This window comes from Halorubrum rutilum, from assembly GCF_042665015.1.
In the GTDB taxonomy this organism is placed as follows: domain Archaea; phylum Halobacteriota; class Halobacteria; order Halobacteriales; family Haloferacaceae; genus Halorubrum; species Halorubrum rutilum.
This window is the reverse complement of the sequence record NZ_JBHTBL010000011.1, coordinates 78540-95205: the sequence shown is the minus strand read 5'-3', so window position 1 is coordinate 95205 and position 16666 is coordinate 78540. Positions and strand designations below refer to the sequence as shown.

Sequence of the window (16666 nt, the reverse complement as noted above, 5' to 3'; positions counted from 1 at the left end):
CAGATGTCTATTTAATATTAACGGGATTCGAAGAGTGAACAACGGGCTTTCAGCCTCTGAGCCGCCCGAAAACGGCGGATTCGCGGATTAGGGCTGATATCGGCGGGAGGGGTGGGTCGGAGGTCGGGAACCGGGCGGCGCGCGGCGAGAGCGGAGACGGCGCGCGGCGGGGGAGGGGACCCCCCGAGCGCGGCGAGGGCGACGCCGCGACGGAAGGATTAATGCGCGATCGCACCCGCGTTCGTACATGGACAACGAGCACGTCCGGGAGGTCGATCCGGCGGTCGCCGACGCGCTGGCCGGCGAGCGCGACAGACAGGAGCAGACGCTCGCGATGATCGCCAGCGAGAACCACGTCAGCGAGGCGGTACTGGAGGCGCAGGGGAGCGTCCTCACGAACAAGTACGCAGAGGGGTACCCGGGCGCCCGGTACTACGCCGGCTGCGAGTACGCCGACGAGGTCGAGGAGCTCGCGATCGAGCGCGCGAAGGAGCTGTGGGGCGCCGACCACGTCAACGTCCAGCCGCACTCGGGGACGCAGGCGAACCAGGCGGTGTACTACGCGACGCTCGACCCCGGCGACAAGATCCTCTCGCTGGAGCTGAGCCACGGCGGCCACCTCTCACACGGCCACCCCGCGAACTTCACCGGCCAGATGTACGAGGTCGAGCAGTACGAGGTCGACCCCGAGACGGGGTACATCGACTACGAGGGCCTCCGGGAGACGGCCGAGGAGTTCGAGCCGGACATCGTCGTCTCCGGCTACTCCGCGTACCCCCGGACCGTCGACTGGGAGGAGATCCAGGCGGCCGCGGACGCGGTCGACGCCTACCACCTCGCCGACATCGCCCACATCACCGGGCTCGTCGCCGCCGGCGTCCACCCCTCGCCGGTCGGCGTCGCCGACTTCGTTACCGGCTCGACCCACAAGACGATCCGGGCCGGCCGCGGCGGGATCGTGATGTGCGACGCGGAGCACGCCGACGACATCGACAAGGCCGTCTTCCCCGGCGGGCAGGGCGGCCCCCTGATGCACAACGTCGCCGGCAAGGCGGTCGGGTTCAAGGAGGCGCTCGAACCCGAGTTCGAGGACTACGCGCGCCGCGTGGTCGACAACGCCGAGGTCCTCGCCGAGACGCTTCGGGGGCACGGCCTCTCTCTCGTCTCCGGCGGCACGGACAACCACCTCGTGCTGGTCGACCTCCGCGACTCGCACCCCGACCTGCCGGGCGGCGACGCCGAGGACGCGCTCGCGGCCGCGAACGTCGTGCTCAACGGGAACACCGTCCCCGGCGAGACGCGCTCGCCGTTCAACCCCTCGGGGATCCGCGCCGGCACGGCCGGCCTCACGACCCGCGGGTTCGACGAGGCGGCGATCGAGGAGGTCGGCGACCTCATCTACCGCGTCGTCGACAACGTCGACAGCGACGACGTCATCTACGAGGTCGGCGAGCGCGTCGTCGAGCTCTGCGAGGCGAACCCGCTGTACGAGTGAGGGCCTCGTCGGGGTCGCCGACGCGTCGCCGTCGGGCGAGACCGCTCCGCCCGACCGAATCCGTGCGTACAAAGTAGGGGCGTCTCGGACTGGTCGACATGGCCGACTCGTCGTTCCTCTCGAACCGCCTCGACCGCGCCGCCGCCCCGTTCGTGATCGGCGACCTGCTCGCGCTGATCGTCATGCTGACTCTCGGAACGTTGAACCACACCTCGGTCGAGTTCCTCGCGGCGAACCCGTTATACCTGCCCGGCGTCTACGCGCCGTTCCTGATCGCCTGGGGCCTGGTCGCGCCGGTCGTCGGCGCGTACTCCGCCGGCGCCGCGGAGACGGCGAAGTCGTCGGTGCCGCTCGCGGTCCGGTCGTGGATCCCGGCCGCCGTCCTCGGGCTGGCGCTCCGCGCGTTCGTCTTCCGGGGCGGCGCCGAGCTGAGCTTCGCCGTCGTCATGCTCGTGGCGGGATCGGTGTTCCTCGGCGGCTGGCGCGCGCTGTACTTCCGCCTCCGGTAGACCGCCGGGATCGGCGGCTTCGACCGTCGACCGCGCGGGTTTCGGATCGGCCCGCTGCGTCGCTTTCGGACTTCAATTCTCGCGTCGCTCTCGAACTCCATTCCCCGCGTCGGTCCCGAACGCTATCCCTCGGGTCGGCCCCGGCTCAACCCGAGTGTAGTCCCCACCTCTCTGTCGCCGCTTCGCGAGGAATACGTCTGCATAACTTATGAGAACGTTTGAAGTGATCACGTGAGGTGTCACGGGGAACCCTGAGAAAAATTTAATAGTGATTCCGTAGTAGTGTCAATCGGAGCATGACTGGGTACTACGACTACGTTCTCGGGCTCATTCCGGCCGCGTTGATCGGTGTGACCGCCTTCCTCAACCTGGTCGGGCTGTCGTTGACGGCCGCGCTTCCCGGGGGCGCGCTCGTCGCGGGGGGCGTCATGGTCCACGCGATGTTCGTCCGGAACCCAGTCGAGGACGTTCGCGGCGGCGTCGACCGGTCCGCGGCCGGCTCCGTCGGCGACTCGCTCGACCGCGCGGTCGAGGGATCGCGGACCGGCCGGTCCGGGGCCGGCGGGTCCGACTGACGGGCTCGGGGCCGCGTGTCGACGAGCGCGCTCGATAGCGACCGGTCCCCGGCGCGCTCGACCGCCGGGCCGGCGACGCCGCCTCGCGTTCCGGTTCCCTGTACGGTTTAGTCCCCCGCACCCGAGGGGACCGGTATGACAGAGACGCTGTTCCTCACGAGCGCCGACGTCGACGACCTCGCCGAGCCGGCGGAGTACGTCGCCGCCGTCCGCGACGCGTACCGCCAGGTCGGCGAGGGCGCGCCCGCGGAGCCGCGGACGAAGCTGCTCAACCGCGACCCGCCGGGGATGCTGACGACCTACGCCGCGCTGCTGCCGGAGACGGGCGCGATGGGCGGCTACACCTACTCCGCGGGCTTCGGCGCCGGCGACGCGTGGTTCGTGACGCCGCTGTTCGACGCGGAGTCAGGCGAGCCGCTCGCGGTGCTCGACGGCGCCTCGATGAACCCGTTCAAGACGGGGGCCGCGGGGGCGACCGCGGTCGACGCGCTCGCCCGCGACGACGCGACGGAGGTCGCCGTGATCGGGAGCGGCGCGCAGGCCCGCGGCCAGCTCGCGACGACCGCGACCGTCCGGGAGTTCGAGTCGGTCCGGGTGTTCTCGCCGACCGCCGAGCACCGCGAGGCGTTCGCCGAGGAGTTCGCCGACCGGATCGACGCCGCGGTCTCGGCGGTCGACAGCGCGAGCGCGGCGGTCGCCGGCGCCGACGTGGTGATCACGGCGACGAACGCGAGCGGCCCCGTGATCGACGACGCCGACGTCGAGCCCGGGACGCACGTCACGGCGATGGGGCAGTACCACCCGGAGAAGAACGAGCTCCCGCCCGAGCTGGTCGCCCGGGCGACGTACGTCCCCGACATCCGCGAGCGGGCGGCGCAGGACGCGGGGTCGTTCCTCGCCGCGGTCGAGGCCGGGCTCGTCGACGAGGACCACGTCGCGGCAGATTTGGGTGAGGTCGTCGCCGGCGAGCATCCGGGCCGGACGAGCGAGGAGGAAATCACGGTCTTCGACTCCGGCGGGACCGGAATCGAGACCGTGGCCGCCGCGCATATGCTATATAAGCGGGCGAGCGAGAGGGGACGGGGTCAGACGATCGAGCTCGCGCCCGCGAGCGAGGCGCTTACTGGAGAGTGAACTGACGGGGATGTCGCTTCGGTGACTGCGAGGCCGCTCCGAGTGCTCATTTACAAATAACCGACAATGAGTTGACGGTGAACACCTCCAAAGCCCCAGCCGTGAGGCGTGCGCACGCTCGCTGCGCTCCTCGTCACTCGCGTTGCTCGTTCCTGCGGTGCTCGCGTCGTCATCAGAACGCGAAGCGTTCTGATTGGCTCACGAGAGCGGAGCTCTCGTGAACGCCTCCGCACGCCTCACGGCTGCCCTTTGAGTCCCGCCCAGCACCGCCCCGCACCGCTCCGCACGGCACCTCACTCCTCCCCAGCCTCGCGGCTCCCTTCGGTCGCCGCGTCCCTCGCGCGGGCGGTTCGCGGCCCTACGGGCCGCTCACGGCACGCGCCACCGCACATCATATATAAACAGGCGTTGCGTCGCTCTCGACGCTCACTCCAGCCGATATCGCAGGATCGCGGCGATCCCGCCGAGGTTCGAGAGCTGCTCGCCGGGGGCGAACTCCGAGGAGAAGACGACCACGTCGCCGCCCTGCTGCTCGACCGACTCGATCACCTCGTTGACGTCGATCGGCCAGTCGCCCTCGTTCTGTCGCTCCTGCCGGAGTCGCTCGTCGACCACGAGGAGCGTTTCGATCGCGCCGAACTCGGCGGCCTCGGCCACGTCCTCGGGGCCGTACGTCGCCTTCGCCCCCTGCGCGATGTTCTCGGTGAGCTCGTCGATGAGGCTCGCCTCCTTCGAGATCCGCGTCTCCTTCTGCACCTCGTCGACCGCGCCGCGCTTCAGGACCTCGTGGACCCCGCGGTCGCCCGCGGCCGAGGTGTCGACGGTGGTGATCCGGTCGGGGAGGTCGCGGTACTCCTCCTCGACGTAGTCGCGCGCGTCCTGCTTCGTGAACCCCGGCCCGGCGAGGATGACGGCGTCGGCGTCGAGGTGCGCGAGCGCCTCGCCGAGCTCCGCGAACAGCTCCTCGCGGGGCCGCGAGTACTCCCCCTTCCCGGTCGGCTTCGTGAACGAGGCGTACTCCTCGGTGCCGTACTGCTGGACCGTGTGGACGTAGGCGGCCCCCTCCTCGACGGTCGCGATGGCGACGTCGGGGTTCTCGGCGGCCTCCGTCGCCTCCTCCAACCGCTCCGTCTGGTCCGGCTTGAAGTGCTTCTCGACGGTTATCTCGTCGTGCGCCTCGACGTTGAGCGTGTGGTGGGCGTTGAGCTGGTCCTCGCGGGAGCAGGCGACGATCACGCCGGAGACGCGGAGCCGGTTGGCGAACCGGGCGAACTCCACGTCGTCGACCTCCAGCGTGACGAACAGGTGCTCGCGCTGGCCGCCGGTGTCCCGCATCTGGTCATCGTTCCGCTGGATCCGGCGGGTGGTGTCGCCCTCGACGAGGTCCCCCGGTTCGAGGACGTGCGCGAGGTGCCAGAGGTCGTCGACGTTCTCGGGGACGAGCGTGAGCCGCTCCCGGCCCTCCTCGCCGTAGCCCCGGTCGGAGATGCGCATACGCGACCGTTCGCCGCCGCTCGTATCAACTCTTGTCTTCCGGGCCGACGCCGGCGCCCCACTCGAAGCCGCCGTCGACCGGCGGTCGCCGCCTCTCACCGTCGCCGCCGGTCGAGGGGCCGCGCTCCTCGCCGTCGACCTCGACGTTCCACTCGAAGCCGTCGGCGTCCCCGACGCCGCCCGCGTCGCTCGGCGGCGCTCGGTCGTCCCCGAACGGGACCGTCCGGCCGGTCTGTACCGACGCCGGCGCCTCGGACATCGCCCGGCGGAACCCGCCGTCGAGGCGGTCCGGAGCGCGTTCGACGACCGGTGCGGACGACGCCGAAGGGGCGGCCGTCTCGACCGGCTCCGCGGCGCCGAACCCGATCGCTCCCGCGGCGCCGCGGCCGTAGAGGGCGTGCGCGACGACCCGCGCGGCGAAGACGAACGCGACGCCGACCGCGAGCGGGACGAACGGCGCGGCGAGCGCGTACCCCGCGCCGAGCGCCGCGACCGCGACGGCCCACGCCGTCGCGTACTCGCCCGACCCGGCGACGGCGGCGACCCGCCCCGGACGGAGACCGTCGCGGAGCCGCCCGGACGCGGCGAACGCGGCCAGCGCGGCCGGCCTGACGTACGCGAACGCGAGGAGGTACGCCGCGGCGGCGACCGCCAGGGACCCGCCGCCGGCGACGGCGACGGCGGGGGCTCCGGCCGGGCCGAGCGCGCGCTCCGCGAGGTCGAGCGCCGGCCCGAGGTCGACGAGCCCCGCTTCGGCGACGAACCCGGCGAGCGCGGCGGCCGCGACGAACAGCGCCAGCGGCGCGAGCAGCAGCGCGCTCAGCAGGGCCGACTTGAGCCCGTGTCGGTAGAGCTCGTTCCACCCGACGAACGGGGGCGCGCCGTCGCGGTTCCCGGCCGCGCCCCCGGCGGCGACGACCCGGGCGAAGTACCCGCGGGCGACGAAGGCCGGCGCGAGCGCGAGCGGCGCGAGGACGGCCAGCGGGGGGAACAGCAGGGCGCCCGCGACCCACGCGGGCGTGACGACCCACGTCAGGAGGGTCAGGAGGCCGCCGACGACGAGGACGCCGAGGGCGTCGGGAGACCGCGACAGCGCCGACGACACGCCCCGGATCATATCCGATCCTGTTTCGCGACGGCAATAAAGGATGTCCGGTCGGCGACCGCGTCGGGTCGACGCCCGTTCCGATCGCGTCGGATCGGGGACCGTCCCGGCCGCGTCGGGGGGCCGTCCCGATCGCGTCGGCTCGGCGAGTCCCGGAGCAGCGAACCCGAAACGCTGCCTCCCGAGCGTTTATATGATTTCACGGAGTACGACAGACCGGCCGCGCGGGACAATCGTGTGCCTCTGACAACTCCGATTACGGCCGCCGTCCGCGGCGGCCGCTCCCCGTCCGCGGCTTTCGCCGGACCGGCCCGCTCCCTCCCCCCGCGAGCGACGCCGGTAGCGATTTATCCCGCCCGGTCGACCGTCCCGTATGACCGGCGACGAGCAGACGGCCGAGGTGGAGCCGGCGCTCCGCAGCTACGGGATCAGCGTCGAGGAGATCGACGGGGGGGACCCGCTGGATCTCACGTACATGACGGCGTTCCCCGGGCGCGAGGTGCACCACGGGGAGATCGGGCGCGCCCTCAACGCGCTCATCGACGAGGCCGAGGCCGACGAGTGGGAGCCCGTCCGGGTCGAGGCGACGGTCGTCCGCGCGCCCGGCGACGTCCTCGGGACGTGGCGCGCCGAGCCGGAGTGGTTCGAGGCGCTGGCCGCGTACGAGATCTCGGAGACGGAGTTCTCCTCGCGCGTGCTGGAGACGCTGTCGCACGCGGACGAGCCCGCGGAAGCGAACGGCGACGCCGACGACTCCGCCGCGGCGGACGGCGACGTTGACCCCGCCGACGGCAACGACTCCGCGGCGTCCGGGGACTCGACGTGACCCGACGGAAGCCGGTGAACCGCGCGCAGCGCCGGCTCGACCGGCCGCCCCGCGAGCGGTTCGCCACCCGCGCGCTCGCCTTCGAGGTCGACGGCGACACCTGCCGCGGGACCCTCTACCTGCCGGGCGGCGACGCCGGCGATCCGCCGGCGATCGTGATGGCCCCCGGGCTCGGCGCGGAGCGGACCTTCGGCTACCCGGCGGTCGCGGAGCGGTTCGCCGACGCCGGCTACGCCGCGTTCTGCTTCGACTACCGCGAGTTCGGCGCCTCCGACGGCGACTCGCAGGCGGTCCGTCCCGCCGCCCAGCGCGCCGACTACGCGGCCGCGATCGACCGCGTCCGCCGCGTCGACGCCGTCGGCCCCGACCTCGTGCTCTGGGGCGCGTCGCTGTCGGCCGCGCACGTGCTCACGCTCGCCGCCGAGCGCGCCGACGTCGACGCCGTGATCGGCGCGGTCCCGATGCTCGACGGGCGGGCGATCGCCCGTCGCCGAGGCTGGAAGTACCTCGCGCGGTCGGGGGCCGCCGGGCTTCGCGACCTGATCGGGAACCGGTTCGGCCGCGGTCGGACCGTCCCGATCGTCGGGAGCGCCGAGGAGCTCGCGGCGATCACGGAGCCGGGGACGAAGCGGAAGTACCTCGACCTGGTCGACCGGGAATCGACGTGGCGCAACGAGACGCCGGCGCGGTCGCTGCTGCGCGTCGCGAGCTACCGTCCGGTCGAGCGGCTCGGCGAGATCCGCGCGCCGACCCTCCTCCTGGCGGGGACCGACGACGCGATCGTCGACAGCGAGGCGGTCGTCGACGCGGGCGAGGCGCTCTCGCGCGGGACCGTCGTCACGATGCCCGCGGACCACTTCTCCCCGCTCGGCGAGGACTTCGAGCCCGCGGTCGGGCATCAGCTGTCGTTCCTCAAAGACGCGCTGGAGTGACCCCCTCCAGTGGTTCGACCCGAGTCAATCCCCGGCGGTGGCGCGTGCCTCCGAGGCCGCCTCGCGGCCGAGGCGCGACGCGCCTCTGGCAGCCGGCGGCTCCGCCGCCGGCGACGAGGCTGGGGAGGCGTGAGGCGCGGTGCTGTGCGGGCGGAACTCAAAGGGGCACCGCGAGGAGTGCGCAGGCGACGCAAGCAGCGTGGCGCTACGCGCCACTGGCAGCCGGCGACGGAGTCGCCGGCGACGCCGCAACGAGGGCGCGAACGAAGTGAGCGACCGAGTGAGGCGCACAGCGAGCGTGCGCACTCCTCGCGGCCGGGGCTTTCGGAGGTCCTAGCAGTCTCGTCGGTAGCAACGGTGTATCGCCGAGCAGTCGGGGCTTTTGGAAGTATTGACCGCCGATCCGCCATCACTCACGTATAGTCGACCGTTCGTGACTCGTTCGCGTGGTCGCTCCCGTCTCTGACGACCGCTTAAGTGCTCGGACGACGCACTCACGCCCATGACCACGGTCGCGCTGCTGAGCGTCGCACCGGTGATCGAGGGGAGCATGGCCGGCGAGGTCGCGAAGGCCGTCGCCGCGCTCGACGAGTTCGACGTGAGCTACGAGACGAACCCGATGGGCACCGTGATCGAGGCCGACGACGCCGAGACGGTGTTCGCCGCGGCCGCGGCGGCCCACGGCGCCGTCGACGGCGACCGCGTCTCGACGGTGCTGAAGATCGACGACAAGCGGACCGCGGAGACGAGCGCCGACCGGAAGGTCGAGGCCGTCGAAGAGGAGCTCGGGCGCGAGGCGAAGCGGGAGCGCTGACCGGGTCGGAACTCCGACCGCGACCGAGCGAATTCGCCGGTGTGTATTCGTTAGTGGTATTAGTAAGTAATTACACGTGCGGGTATGGCGATACTGGTCACCGGCGGCAGTCGCGGAATCGGACGGGCGATCGCGGTCGAGCTGGCCGAGCGCGACGTGGTCGTCGACTACCGGTCGGACGAGGAGGCCGCGGCCGAGACGGCGGAGCGCGTCCGCGAGGCGGGCGGCGAGGTGGTCACGGTGCGGGCCGACGTCTCCGAGCCCGCGGCCGCGGACCGGCTGATCGAGCGGGCGGTCGAGGCGTTCGGGTCGCTCGACGCGGTCGTCAACAACGCCGGGATCGCGCGCCCGAACCGCCTTGAGGAGACGAGCGACGCGGAGTGGGAGTCGGTGATCGACACCAACCTCTCCGGGGCGTTCCGCGTCACCCGCGCGGCGGCGCCGCACCTCCGCGAGAGCGGCGGCGACGTCGTCTTCCTCTCCAGCGTCGGCGGCACGCTGGGGACGGTCGACGCGAGCTACGCGGCGAGCAAGGCCGGGCTCCACGGGCTGACTCGCGCGCTCGCCCGAGAGCTCGGCCCGGACGGCGTGCAGGTCAACGCCGTCGCGCCGGGCCCCGTCGAGACCGACCTCAACGACGTCATCTTGGAGTACCTCGAAGCGATCGAGTTCCGCGGCCACGAGAACGTCGACACGCACCTCCCCGAGTACGCCTGCGAGCCGGACGACGTGGCCGACGCGGTCCGCTACCTGATCGACAACGGGCACGTCCACGGCGAGATACTGGAGGTCGACGGCGGGATGCACCTCTGACGGCCCGGGGGGACTGGCCGGACCGGATCGATGCGGACCGCACCGACCGGATCGATGCGGACCGCACCGACCGGATCGATGCGGACCGCACCGACCGGCCCGATCCGGCCCGCCGATCGGTCGAGTCGCCGCGTCAGCCCTTGATGTTACAGACGGGGAACGTCCGCGCCACCTTGTCGCCGATTCCCAGCTCGTCGCTCACGCGGATCACCTCGTCGATGTCCTTGTAGACGCCGGGCGCCTCCTCGGCGATCGTCGCGCCCGACTGCGCCTTCACGTAGATCCGCTGTCCGTCTTCGAGGTCGTCCTGCACGTCGCCGCCCCAGAACTCCTGTTTCGCCTGCGTCCGGCTCATCAGCCGGCCGGCGCCGTGGGCGGTCGAGCCGAACGAGACCGACATCGACTCGTCGCCGCCGCGGAGGACGTACGACCCGGCGCCCATGCTGCCGGGGATGATCACGGGCTGGCCGACGCCGCGGTACGCCTCGGGCACGTCCCCGTGGCCCGCGGGGAACGCGCGCGTCGCGCCCTTCCGGTGGACGTACAGTTCGCGCTCCGCGCGGTCGACCGCCTCGTCGCCGACCGCGGGGAGCCCGTCGGCGTCGACGCCGACCTCGTGGGTCTCCTTCTTCGCGATGTTGTGCGCCACGTCGTACAAGAGCTCCATCCCGAGGTCGTCGATCGGGTCGGCGTCGAACACCTCGCCGAACGTCTCGCGGGTCTGATGGGTGATCAGCTGGCGGTTCACCCACGCGAAGTTGATGCACGCGCCCATCGCCCCGTAGTACTCGTCGGCCAGCTCGGAGCCGGCGGGCGCGGCCGCGAGCTCCTTGTCGGGCAGCGAGTCGAGCAGGTCGCCGTGCTCCTTCTCGATCCGCCGCAGGTAGTCGTTACACGTCTGGTGGCCGAGCCCGCGACTCCCGCAGTGGATCAGGACGACGATCCCGTCCTCCGCCAGGCCGTACGCCTCCGCCACGTCCTCGCGGAACACGTTCGTGACGCGCTGGACCTCCAGGAAGTGGTTGCCCGAGCCGAGCGATCCCATCTGGTTGCGCCCGCGGTCCATCGCCTTCTGGGAGACGTACTCCGGCCGGGCGTCGGGGCGGCGTCCCTCGTCCTCGCAGCGCGCGAGGTCGCTCTCGATCCCGTACCCCTCATCGACGGCCCACTCGACGCCGCGTTCTAAGGCGCCCTCGATCGCGTCGGCGTCGCCGCCGATCACGCCGCCGCCGCCCAGCCCCGAGGGGACCGCCTCGAAGAGGGCGTCGACGAGCTCCTCCTCGCGGCCGCGCACGTCGTCGTAGGTGAGGTTCGTGTTCACCATTCTGACGCCGCAATTCACGTCGTAACCGACCGCTCCGGGCGAAATACAACCGATACGGGCGTCGATGGCTCCGACGCCGCCGACGGGGAAGCCGTACCCCTGGTGGCCGTCGGGCATACAGAGCGCGGGCTCGACGATCCCCGGGAGGTGCGTCGCGTTCTTCAGCTGCTGGAGCGAGTCGTCGTCGCCGATCGCCTCCAGCAGCGACTCGCTGGCGAGAACCCGCGCGGGAACGTTCATGTCGCCCTCGCGGGGGATCTCCCAGACGTGCTCGCGCACCTTCTCAAGCCGGATCCCGTCGAACTCGCGCGTGGTCATACCCCGCCGTTCGACGCGGGGGGGCAAGGGCGTTGCGAGAGGCGGACGCGGGTCGACGGCCGTCACGGGTCGCTCGCGTCGAGCGCGGCGACCCGCCTACCGGTCGACCGGGTCGAACGGCAGCCAGCCGATCGCGCCCTCGGCGAGCGTGAGCGCGGCGAAGACGCGACCGAGCACGAGCCCGTAGATCAGGTGCGCGACGGCGATCACCGCGCCGAACTCGAAGCTCGCCGTGAGCCCGGGAACCGGCAGCGTGGGGACCGGCAGCGACGTGGCCCCTTCGAGCGCGATCGCGGTCGGCAGCAGCAGTCCGCCCGTGATCACCCCGAGCAGCGCCGAGTGGACGACGCCCAGTGAGAGGCAGCCGCCGACGTCGGCCCGGAGGTCGTCGAAGAACGCGCGGTCGAAGACCGCGGCGAACAGGGCCCCGAAGAGGGCGCTGTTGAACAGGTGGACCGCCCAGCCGACGAGGACCGCCTCGACGCCGACGAGCGCGCCGATAGTCGGCATGAGCCCCAGTATCCCGTGTAACACGACGCCCATCGCGACGCCGGCGACGAGGCCGCCGAGCGCGCCCGCCCGCCAGCGCCGGTCCGCCGTCGCCGTCGCTCCCGTTTGTGACATACGGTAACAAGGAACTCGGTACTGAAAATCGTTTCCACCGATCTCCGTTCTATCGGGGTTCCGTCCCCGTTCAGACGTCGAACACGACGTATGCGTACCACCCGTCGTCGCGGCGGTCGAGGGCCATCTCCGAGTAGGTGACCGCCTTGATCTCGCGGGCCGCGACGTCGCCGAGCGGGACGCCGCGGGCGGACGCCTCGACGGTCCAGGCGTCGGTGTCGTCCGGGTCGTTCGGGTCGTCGCTCTCGGAGCCCTCGTCGTCGGGCCCCGAGACCGCACACCGGTGGTCGGCCGGGAGGACGAGCCGCACGTCGCGCTCGTAGATAAGACGGTCGAGGTAGTCGAAGAGGAGCGCCTCGCGGCCCTCGGCGGTCACGGTGAACTTGAACCGCTCGCCGGTCTCCGGGACCGCCTCACAGCTCGCGGCGGTGAGCCCGTCGGCGACCGACTCGAACAGCGCCGCGAGGGTCGGCGCGGTCGCCTCGACCGCGACGTCGGCCGTGTGGTCCCGGAGGTCGAAGGTCACGTCTCGTCACCGGGCTCGTCGGGCGCGATCCGCTCGTCGCTCCGTCCGCTCCGACCGCCGTCGCGGGGACCGCGACCGCCGCCCCGGTCGCCGCCCGGCGCGTCGCTCGGTCGGTCGGTCTCGCCGCCCGACCGCTTGGCGACGTCCGACGTGGAGGAGTGGTACGAGCCGATCGGGCCCTCCGGATCGGGCTCGCGAACCTGCGACGGCGACACGCCGTCGGCGTCGGCGGCGGCGCGTTCGAGGGCGACGCCGCTCGTCACCAGCGCCCGGATCCCCTCCTCGACGCTCAGGTCGACCTCGACGATCCGGCGCTCGGGGACGAACAGGACGTGCCCGCCCATCACCGGGTTCGGGGCCATCGGCATGAACAGCGTCCGCATCTCCCCGCCCTCGGCCGGACCGGCGACCCTGTCCGGGGTGTCGCTCGTGACGAACGCGAGGGTGTAGACGTCCTCGGTCGGGAACTCGACGAGGACCACCTCCTGAAAGTTGCCGCCGTCCGACTCCAGCATGGCGTCGCTCATCTGCCGGAACCCCTGGTAGACGGAGCCGACGCCGGGGATCTGCTCGATGGCGTAGTCGGCGTAGTCGACCGCGCGCTCGCCGTACCGCGTCGACTCGACGGCGAGGCCGATGAGGAGGATCGTCCCGACGAAGACGACCGGCGTGGCGACCTCGATGGCGACCTCGCGGTCGACCGGGAGCGCCGACGGCGGCAGCAGCGGCAGGATCGCGGTGGAGAAGGCGTCCAGGTAGTCGTAGATCGCGTTGAAGACGAACCCCAGCACCGCGAGCGTGATGACGGAGGGGACGATGACGGCGACGCCGGTCAGCAGGGCCCGTCTGAGGCGCCCGCGGTCCGGCGGGGACTCGGCGGCCATTATCAGCTTCCACGAACGACCGACTCAAAACGCTTCCGTCGGTGAGCGGGGCCACGAGGGCGCTCCCCGGAGCGGTCCGACCGCAACCCCACCCGGGTCCGACGCGCCTTTTTAATTGATGACGCGGTGGCGCGTGCCGGTGAGCGCCGCAGCGCGGCGCGAACCGCACGCGCGAGGGAGTCGGTCGCCCGGAGCAACGCGGAGGGCGACCGACGAGGCTGGGGAGGCGTGAGGCCGCGGTGCTGTGCGGGGCGGGGTGGGACTCAAACGGGCAGCCGCGACGACTCGCGCGGCTCGGTGCGCTCCTCAGTCGCTCGTTTCACTCGCTTCTTGCGGTGCTATCGTCGCCGTGCTTCGTCGTCGCGGCCGGGGCTTTGGAGGCGTTCACCACCGATCCGAAGTCATCTATTTACGAATAAGCAGCCGGGATTTCGTGGGCGTTCTCCGCATCGTCGTCACCGGTTACTCTTAAATAAACAGCATATGCGATCGAGCGCAGTCAGGGAAGCTAAACCGCTCGACACCCTATCGCGACGCATATATGCAGTTCTGCGACGACTGCGGCTCGATGATGGTCTCCGTCGACGGGGAGATGGTGTGTCAGAACGACGACTGCGGCGCCACGACCGAGCGCGACGAGTCGCTCGCCGCCGACTTCGAGTCGACCACGGAACAGACCGGCGACGAGGTGATCGAGACGGAGGAGGGCGCGAACTTCGAGGGGAAGCCCACCGCGACCGACGTCGTCTGCGACGAGTGCGGCCACGGCGAGGCGTGGTACACGATCAAACAGACCGGCGCCGCCGACGAGCCGCCGACGCGATTCTTCAAGTGCAAGGAGTGCGGTCGCCGCTGGCGCGGCTACAACTGATACGTTCCGACCCGCCGCCCTCGGCGGCACTCAGTCGGGGCATCGTCTCGATACCGTCACGCGATCGCTCTCGGTCCACGAGGCGATCCCCCGCTTAGCCGAGCCGGCCGACGCCCTCCCTCAGTCGAACCGACCGCGCCGGTACTGCACCGGCCACTCGACGTCCGCGCCGAGCTCGTGGGCCGCCTCCAGCGGCCAGTACGGGTGCCGGAGCATCTCGCGGCCGAGCGCGACGAGGTCGGCCCGCCCGTTCCGGACGAGAGCGTCGGCGTGCGTCGGCTCCGTGATCCCGCCGACCGCGGCGACGGGCACGTCGGTGCCCTCGCGGATCGCCTCGGCGTACGGCACCTGGTATCCCGGACCGGTTTCGGGGAGCTGCTGGTCGGGGTGGATCCCGCCGCCGGAGACGTCGACCAGGTCGGCGCCGGCCTCCGCGAGCAGCGGGGCCAGTCGCACGGAGTCGTCGACGTCCCACGAGTCGCGGTCGGGCAGCCAGTCGGTCGCGGAGATCCGGACGAACACCGGCTTGCCGTCGGGCCAGACGTCCCGCACGGCCGCGACGACCTCGCGGACGAGCCGCGTCCGGTCCGCGAAGCTCCCGCCGTACTCGTCGTCGCGGTCGTTGGTGACCGGCGAGAGGAACTGGTGGAGCAGGTAGCCGTGGGCCGCGTGGACCTCGGCGATCTCGAAGCCGGCGTCGAGGGCGCGCGCCGCGGCGTCGGCGAACGACTCGATCACCTCGTCGATATCGCCGTTGTCCATCCGGCGCGTCGCCGCGGGCTCGCCGGTCTCCGCGCGGTCGCCGTCGGGGTACGGCGCGTCGCTCGCCGATATCGTCTCCCACCCCGCCGGGTCGTCCTCCGGGATCGGGTCGCCGCCCTCGGCCGGCGGCCGATGCGACCCCTTGCGGCCGGCGTGCGCCAGCTGGATCCCGGGCGTCGCGCCCTGCGACCGAACGAAGTCGACGATCGGCTCGATCGCCTCGGCGTGCTCGTCGGACCAGATCCCGAGGCAGCCCGGGGTGATCCGGCCGCGCTCCTCGACGGCGGTCGCCTCGGTCATCACGGCGCCGGCCCCGCCGACGGCGCGCGAGCCGAGGTGGATCCGGTGCCAGTCGTTCGCGAGCCCGCCGTCCGCGGAGTACTGGCACATGGGCGACAGCATCACGCGGTTCCGAAGCTCGGTGTCGCGCAGCGTCAGCGGCGTGAAGAGCGAGTCCGTCATCGTCAGTGTCGAGGGGCGCCGCCGGGTAATGGGCTCCGATCCCCCGCGCGGGTCGCCGCGATCGGACCGGACCGCCGACCGCGGCGCGGCGGACCGCGGCGCGGCGGGCCCGGCTCCGCGCGTCGCGGTCGCGGCGCGCGGGGTTTAGGTCGACCGAAACCTATAACCTCCCGTACCCCTGACGAGGTGGTAATGAGCACTGGGGACCGGATCGAGCGCGGCGCCGAGGAGTCGGCGGACGCACGGCCGATCGTCGCGGCGAGTCGCTGCTCGCCCGACCGAACCGTCTTCGCGGAGCAGGGCAACACGGACGCGTGGATCGCGACCGACCTCACGGTCGATCTGGAACGGTAGCGCGAGCCGAACGGAGCGGCCTCTCTTCCCCTTCCGACCGACCGATCGAACGGTTACTCGGCGGCCTGAGGACCCCGGGCGACCGCTCGACGATCCCCGTTACTCGATGTCGGGCGCGCGCTCGCCGGCCGGCACGACGATCTCCAGCCAGTTCTCCTCGGGCGGGAGCGGGCAGGCGAACGCCTCGCTGTACGCGCAGAAGGGGCTGTACGCGAGGTTGAAATCGAGGGTGACGACGTCGCCGTCGGCGAGCTCGCCCTCCGGCTCCAGCTCCATGTACCGGCCCCGATGGTACGTCTGCTGGCCGGTCGTCTTGTCGCGGAAGGGGACGAAGATCTCGCCGTCCTCGCCCGCCTGCCGGTAGCCGGCGAGCGCGTGTTCCTCGCCGTCGACCTCGAACGCGAAGGTGACGACCCGGAGGTACCGGACCGGGTTGCTCGCCGTGGTCTCCATCTCGACGGGCTCGGGGTCGTCGTGGACCGTCACGGTCGCCTCGACGCGGTACGTCTCGTCCGGCGGGAAGTAGTCGAGCCCGTCGAACCCGTCGCGGTGCTCGGGCGGGATCGGCGACTGCGGGTGGTCGGCGAAGAACTCGTCCTTCTCGCGGCGGTTGGCGCGGAGGCGCTCGGCGTACTCGTCGGTCATACCTGGCCCGAGAGGCGCCGGCGGCTTCAGGGCCGCGGTTCGGGCGGGCCCGGAGGCTCACGGGGTGCGCCGGCTCTCAGGGTCGCCCCCGCCGGATCCCGGAGTCGCCCTCGCCGACTCCCGGAGTCGCCCTCGCCGACTCCCGGAGTCGCCCCCGCCGGATCCCGCGCCGTCCCGCTCCCTCCGAAGGAGGGCGGCA

General features: G+C 71.8%; 18 protein-coding genes. 10 read left to right on the top strand and 8 right to left on the bottom strand.

Annotated features, from left to right (window positions below; all coding sequences use genetic code 11):
* Positions 1-247 precede the first annotated feature (247 nt).
* The 4 genes from glyA (at position 248) to ACFQMF_RS11905 (ending at position 3713) form a co-directional block, all read left to right on the top strand.
* On the top strand, positions 248-1495 hold the full coding sequence (glyA, locus tag ACFQMF_RS11920; protein WP_256408018.1) for a serine hydroxymethyltransferase: 1248 nt from the start codon (positions 248-250) through the stop codon (positions 1493-1495).
* A 98-nt stretch (positions 1496-1593) separates the two neighbouring features.
* On the top strand, positions 1594-2004 hold the full coding sequence (locus tag ACFQMF_RS11915; protein ID WP_256408017.1) for a DUF3054 domain-containing protein: 411 nt from the start codon (positions 1594-1596) through the stop codon (positions 2002-2004).
* A gap of 296 nt (positions 2005-2300) precedes the next feature.
* Positions 2301-2579, top strand: coding sequence for a DUF8015 family protein (locus tag ACFQMF_RS11910; RefSeq protein ID WP_256408016.1), 279 nt, complete (start codon positions 2301-2303; stop codon positions 2577-2579).
* Positions 2580-2714: 135 nt separating this feature from the next.
* Positions 2715-3713 carry an ornithine cyclodeaminase family protein gene (locus tag ACFQMF_RS11905; protein ID WP_256408015.1) on the top strand — a complete coding sequence of 333 codons (999 nt, stop codon included), beginning with the start codon at positions 2715-2717 and terminating at the stop codon, positions 3711-3713.
* Between the two features lie 426 nt (positions 3714-4139).
* On the opposite strand, the gene ACFQMF_RS11900 is transcribed toward ACFQMF_RS11905, so the two are convergent.
* Both ACFQMF_RS11900 and ACFQMF_RS11895 read right to left on the bottom strand, forming a co-directional pair.
* Positions 4140-5207, bottom strand: coding sequence for an mRNA surveillance protein pelota (locus tag ACFQMF_RS11900; RefSeq protein WP_256408014.1), 1068 nt, complete (start codon positions 5205-5207; stop codon positions 4140-4142).
* A gap of 25 nt (positions 5208-5232) precedes the next feature.
* Complete coding sequence (locus tag ACFQMF_RS11895) at positions 5233-6324, bottom strand: DUF4013 domain-containing protein (RefSeq protein WP_256408013.1); 1092 nt, start codon at positions 6322-6324, stop codon at positions 5233-5235.
* Positions 6325-6685: 361 nt separating this feature from the next.
* Between ACFQMF_RS11895 and ACFQMF_RS11890 the strand changes: the two genes are divergently transcribed.
* The 4 genes from ACFQMF_RS11890 (at position 6686) to ACFQMF_RS11875 (ending at position 9697) form a co-directional block, all read left to right on the top strand.
* Positions 6686-7138: a DUF8159 domain-containing protein gene (locus tag ACFQMF_RS11890; RefSeq protein WP_256408012.1), complete on the top strand. Its 453-nt coding sequence runs from the start codon at positions 6686-6688 to the stop codon at positions 7136-7138.
* A complete protein-coding gene (locus ACFQMF_RS11885; RefSeq protein WP_256408011.1) occupies positions 7135-8070 on the top strand; it encodes an alpha/beta hydrolase in 936 nt (311 codons plus the stop codon). Before ACFQMF_RS11890 ends, ACFQMF_RS11885 begins: the two co-directional genes overlap by 4 nt.
* 502 nt (positions 8071-8572) lie before the next feature.
* A complete protein-coding gene (locus ACFQMF_RS11880; protein ID WP_256408010.1) occupies positions 8573-8884 on the top strand; it encodes a thiamine-binding protein in 312 nt (103 codons plus the stop codon).
* A gap of 84 nt (positions 8885-8968) precedes the next feature.
* Positions 8969-9697, top strand: coding sequence for an SDR family NAD(P)-dependent oxidoreductase (locus ACFQMF_RS11875; protein ID WP_256408009.1), 729 nt, complete (start codon positions 8969-8971; stop codon positions 9695-9697).
* A gap of 133 nt (positions 9698-9830) precedes the next feature.
* Here the strand turns inward: ACFQMF_RS11875 and ACFQMF_RS11870 are convergent, their stop codons facing one another.
* From ACFQMF_RS11870 to ACFQMF_RS11855, 4 genes are all read right to left on the bottom strand, one after another.
* Positions 9831-11339 (bottom strand): RtcB family protein, encoded by a 1509-nt coding sequence (locus ACFQMF_RS11870; RefSeq protein WP_256408008.1) that lies wholly within the window; start codon positions 11337-11339, stop codon positions 9831-9833.
* Between the two features lie 96 nt (positions 11340-11435).
* The gene (locus ACFQMF_RS11865; RefSeq protein ID WP_256408007.1) at positions 11436-11963 is read right to left on the bottom strand and encodes a hypothetical protein; all 528 of its coding nucleotides are present in this window, start codon (positions 11961-11963) and stop codon (positions 11436-11438) included.
* Positions 11964-12033: 70 nt separating this feature from the next.
* Entirely contained in the window at positions 12034-12489 is a 456-nt protein-coding gene (locus tag ACFQMF_RS11860; protein ID WP_256408006.1) for an archease, read from the bottom strand.
* Positions 12486-13373: a DUF502 domain-containing protein gene (locus ACFQMF_RS11855; RefSeq protein ID WP_256408005.1), complete on the bottom strand. Its 888-nt coding sequence runs from the start codon at positions 13371-13373 to the stop codon at positions 12486-12488. Before ACFQMF_RS11855 ends, ACFQMF_RS11860 begins: the two co-directional genes overlap by 4 nt.
* 541 nt (positions 13374-13914) lie before the next feature.
* Between ACFQMF_RS11855 and ACFQMF_RS11850 the strand changes: the two genes are divergently transcribed.
* Positions 13915-14244: a transcription factor S gene (locus tag ACFQMF_RS11850; protein ID WP_256408004.1), complete on the top strand. Its 330-nt coding sequence runs from the start codon at positions 13915-13917 to the stop codon at positions 14242-14244.
* Between the two features lie 120 nt (positions 14245-14364).
* Here ACFQMF_RS11850 and ACFQMF_RS11845 read toward each other — a convergent pair whose 3' ends face one another.
* Positions 14365-15468 (bottom strand): NADH:flavin oxidoreductase/NADH oxidase, encoded by a 1104-nt coding sequence (locus ACFQMF_RS11845; protein WP_256408003.1) that lies wholly within the window; start codon positions 15466-15468, stop codon positions 14365-14367.
* Between the two features lie 192 nt (positions 15469-15660).
* Between ACFQMF_RS11845 and ACFQMF_RS11840 the strand changes: the two genes are divergently transcribed.
* Positions 15661-15822, top strand: coding sequence for a hypothetical protein (locus tag ACFQMF_RS11840; RefSeq protein WP_256408002.1), 162 nt, complete (start codon positions 15661-15663; stop codon positions 15820-15822).
* Positions 15823-15921: 99 nt separating this feature from the next.
* Here ACFQMF_RS11840 and ACFQMF_RS11835 read toward each other — a convergent pair whose 3' ends face one another.
* Positions 15922-16467 (bottom strand): DUF1684 domain-containing protein, encoded by a 546-nt coding sequence (locus tag ACFQMF_RS11835; protein WP_256408001.1) that lies wholly within the window; start codon positions 16465-16467, stop codon positions 15922-15924.
* Positions 16468-16666 lie beyond the last annotated feature (199 nt).

Excerpts from the sequence above, each read along its gene's own strand:
- glyA (WP_256408018.1), top strand. The coding sequence starts at position 248 with ATGGACAACGAGCACGTCCGGGAGGTCGATCCGGCGGTCGCCGACGCG.
- ACFQMF_RS11915 (WP_256408017.1), top strand. The coding sequence starts at position 1,594 with ATGGCCGACTCGTCGTTCCTCTCGAACCGCCTCGACCGCGCCGCCGCC.
- ACFQMF_RS11910 (WP_256408016.1), top strand. The coding sequence starts at position 2,301 with ATGACTGGGTACTACGACTACGTTCTCGGGCTCATTCCGGCCGCGTTG.
- ACFQMF_RS11905 (WP_256408015.1), top strand. The coding sequence starts at position 2,715 with ATGACAGAGACGCTGTTCCTCACGAGCGCCGACGTCGACGACCTCGCC.
- ACFQMF_RS11900 (WP_256408014.1), bottom strand. The coding sequence starts at position 5,207 with ATGCGCATCTCCGACCGGGGCTACGGCGAGGAGGGCCGGGAGCGGCTC.
- ACFQMF_RS11895 (WP_256408013.1), bottom strand. The coding sequence starts at position 6,324 with ATGATCCGGGGCGTGTCGTCGGCGCTGTCGCGGTCTCCCGACGCCCTC.
- ACFQMF_RS11890 (WP_256408012.1), top strand. The coding sequence starts at position 6,686 with ATGACCGGCGACGAGCAGACGGCCGAGGTGGAGCCGGCGCTCCGCAGC.
- ACFQMF_RS11880 (WP_256408010.1), top strand. The coding sequence starts at position 8,573 with ATGACCACGGTCGCGCTGCTGAGCGTCGCACCGGTGATCGAGGGGAGC.
- ACFQMF_RS11875 (WP_256408009.1), top strand. The coding sequence starts at position 8,969 with ATGGCGATACTGGTCACCGGCGGCAGTCGCGGAATCGGACGGGCGATC.
- ACFQMF_RS11870 (WP_256408008.1), bottom strand. The coding sequence starts at position 11,339 with ATGACCACGCGCGAGTTCGACGGGATCCGGCTTGAGAAGGTGCGCGAG.
- ACFQMF_RS11865 (WP_256408007.1), bottom strand. The coding sequence starts at position 11,963 with ATGTCACAAACGGGAGCGACGGCGACGGCGGACCGGCGCTGGCGGGCG.
- ACFQMF_RS11855 (WP_256408005.1), bottom strand. The coding sequence starts at position 13,373 with ATGGCCGCCGAGTCCCCGCCGGACCGCGGGCGCCTCAGACGGGCCCTG.
- ACFQMF_RS11850 (WP_256408004.1), top strand. The coding sequence starts at position 13,915 with ATGCAGTTCTGCGACGACTGCGGCTCGATGATGGTCTCCGTCGACGGG.
- ACFQMF_RS11845 (WP_256408003.1), bottom strand. The coding sequence starts at position 15,468 with ATGACGGACTCGCTCTTCACGCCGCTGACGCTGCGCGACACCGAGCTT.
- ACFQMF_RS11840 (WP_256408002.1), top strand. The coding sequence starts at position 15,661 with ATGAGCACTGGGGACCGGATCGAGCGCGGCGCCGAGGAGTCGGCGGAC.
- ACFQMF_RS11835 (WP_256408001.1), bottom strand. The coding sequence starts at position 16,467 with ATGACCGACGAGTACGCCGAGCGCCTCCGCGCCAACCGCCGCGAGAAG.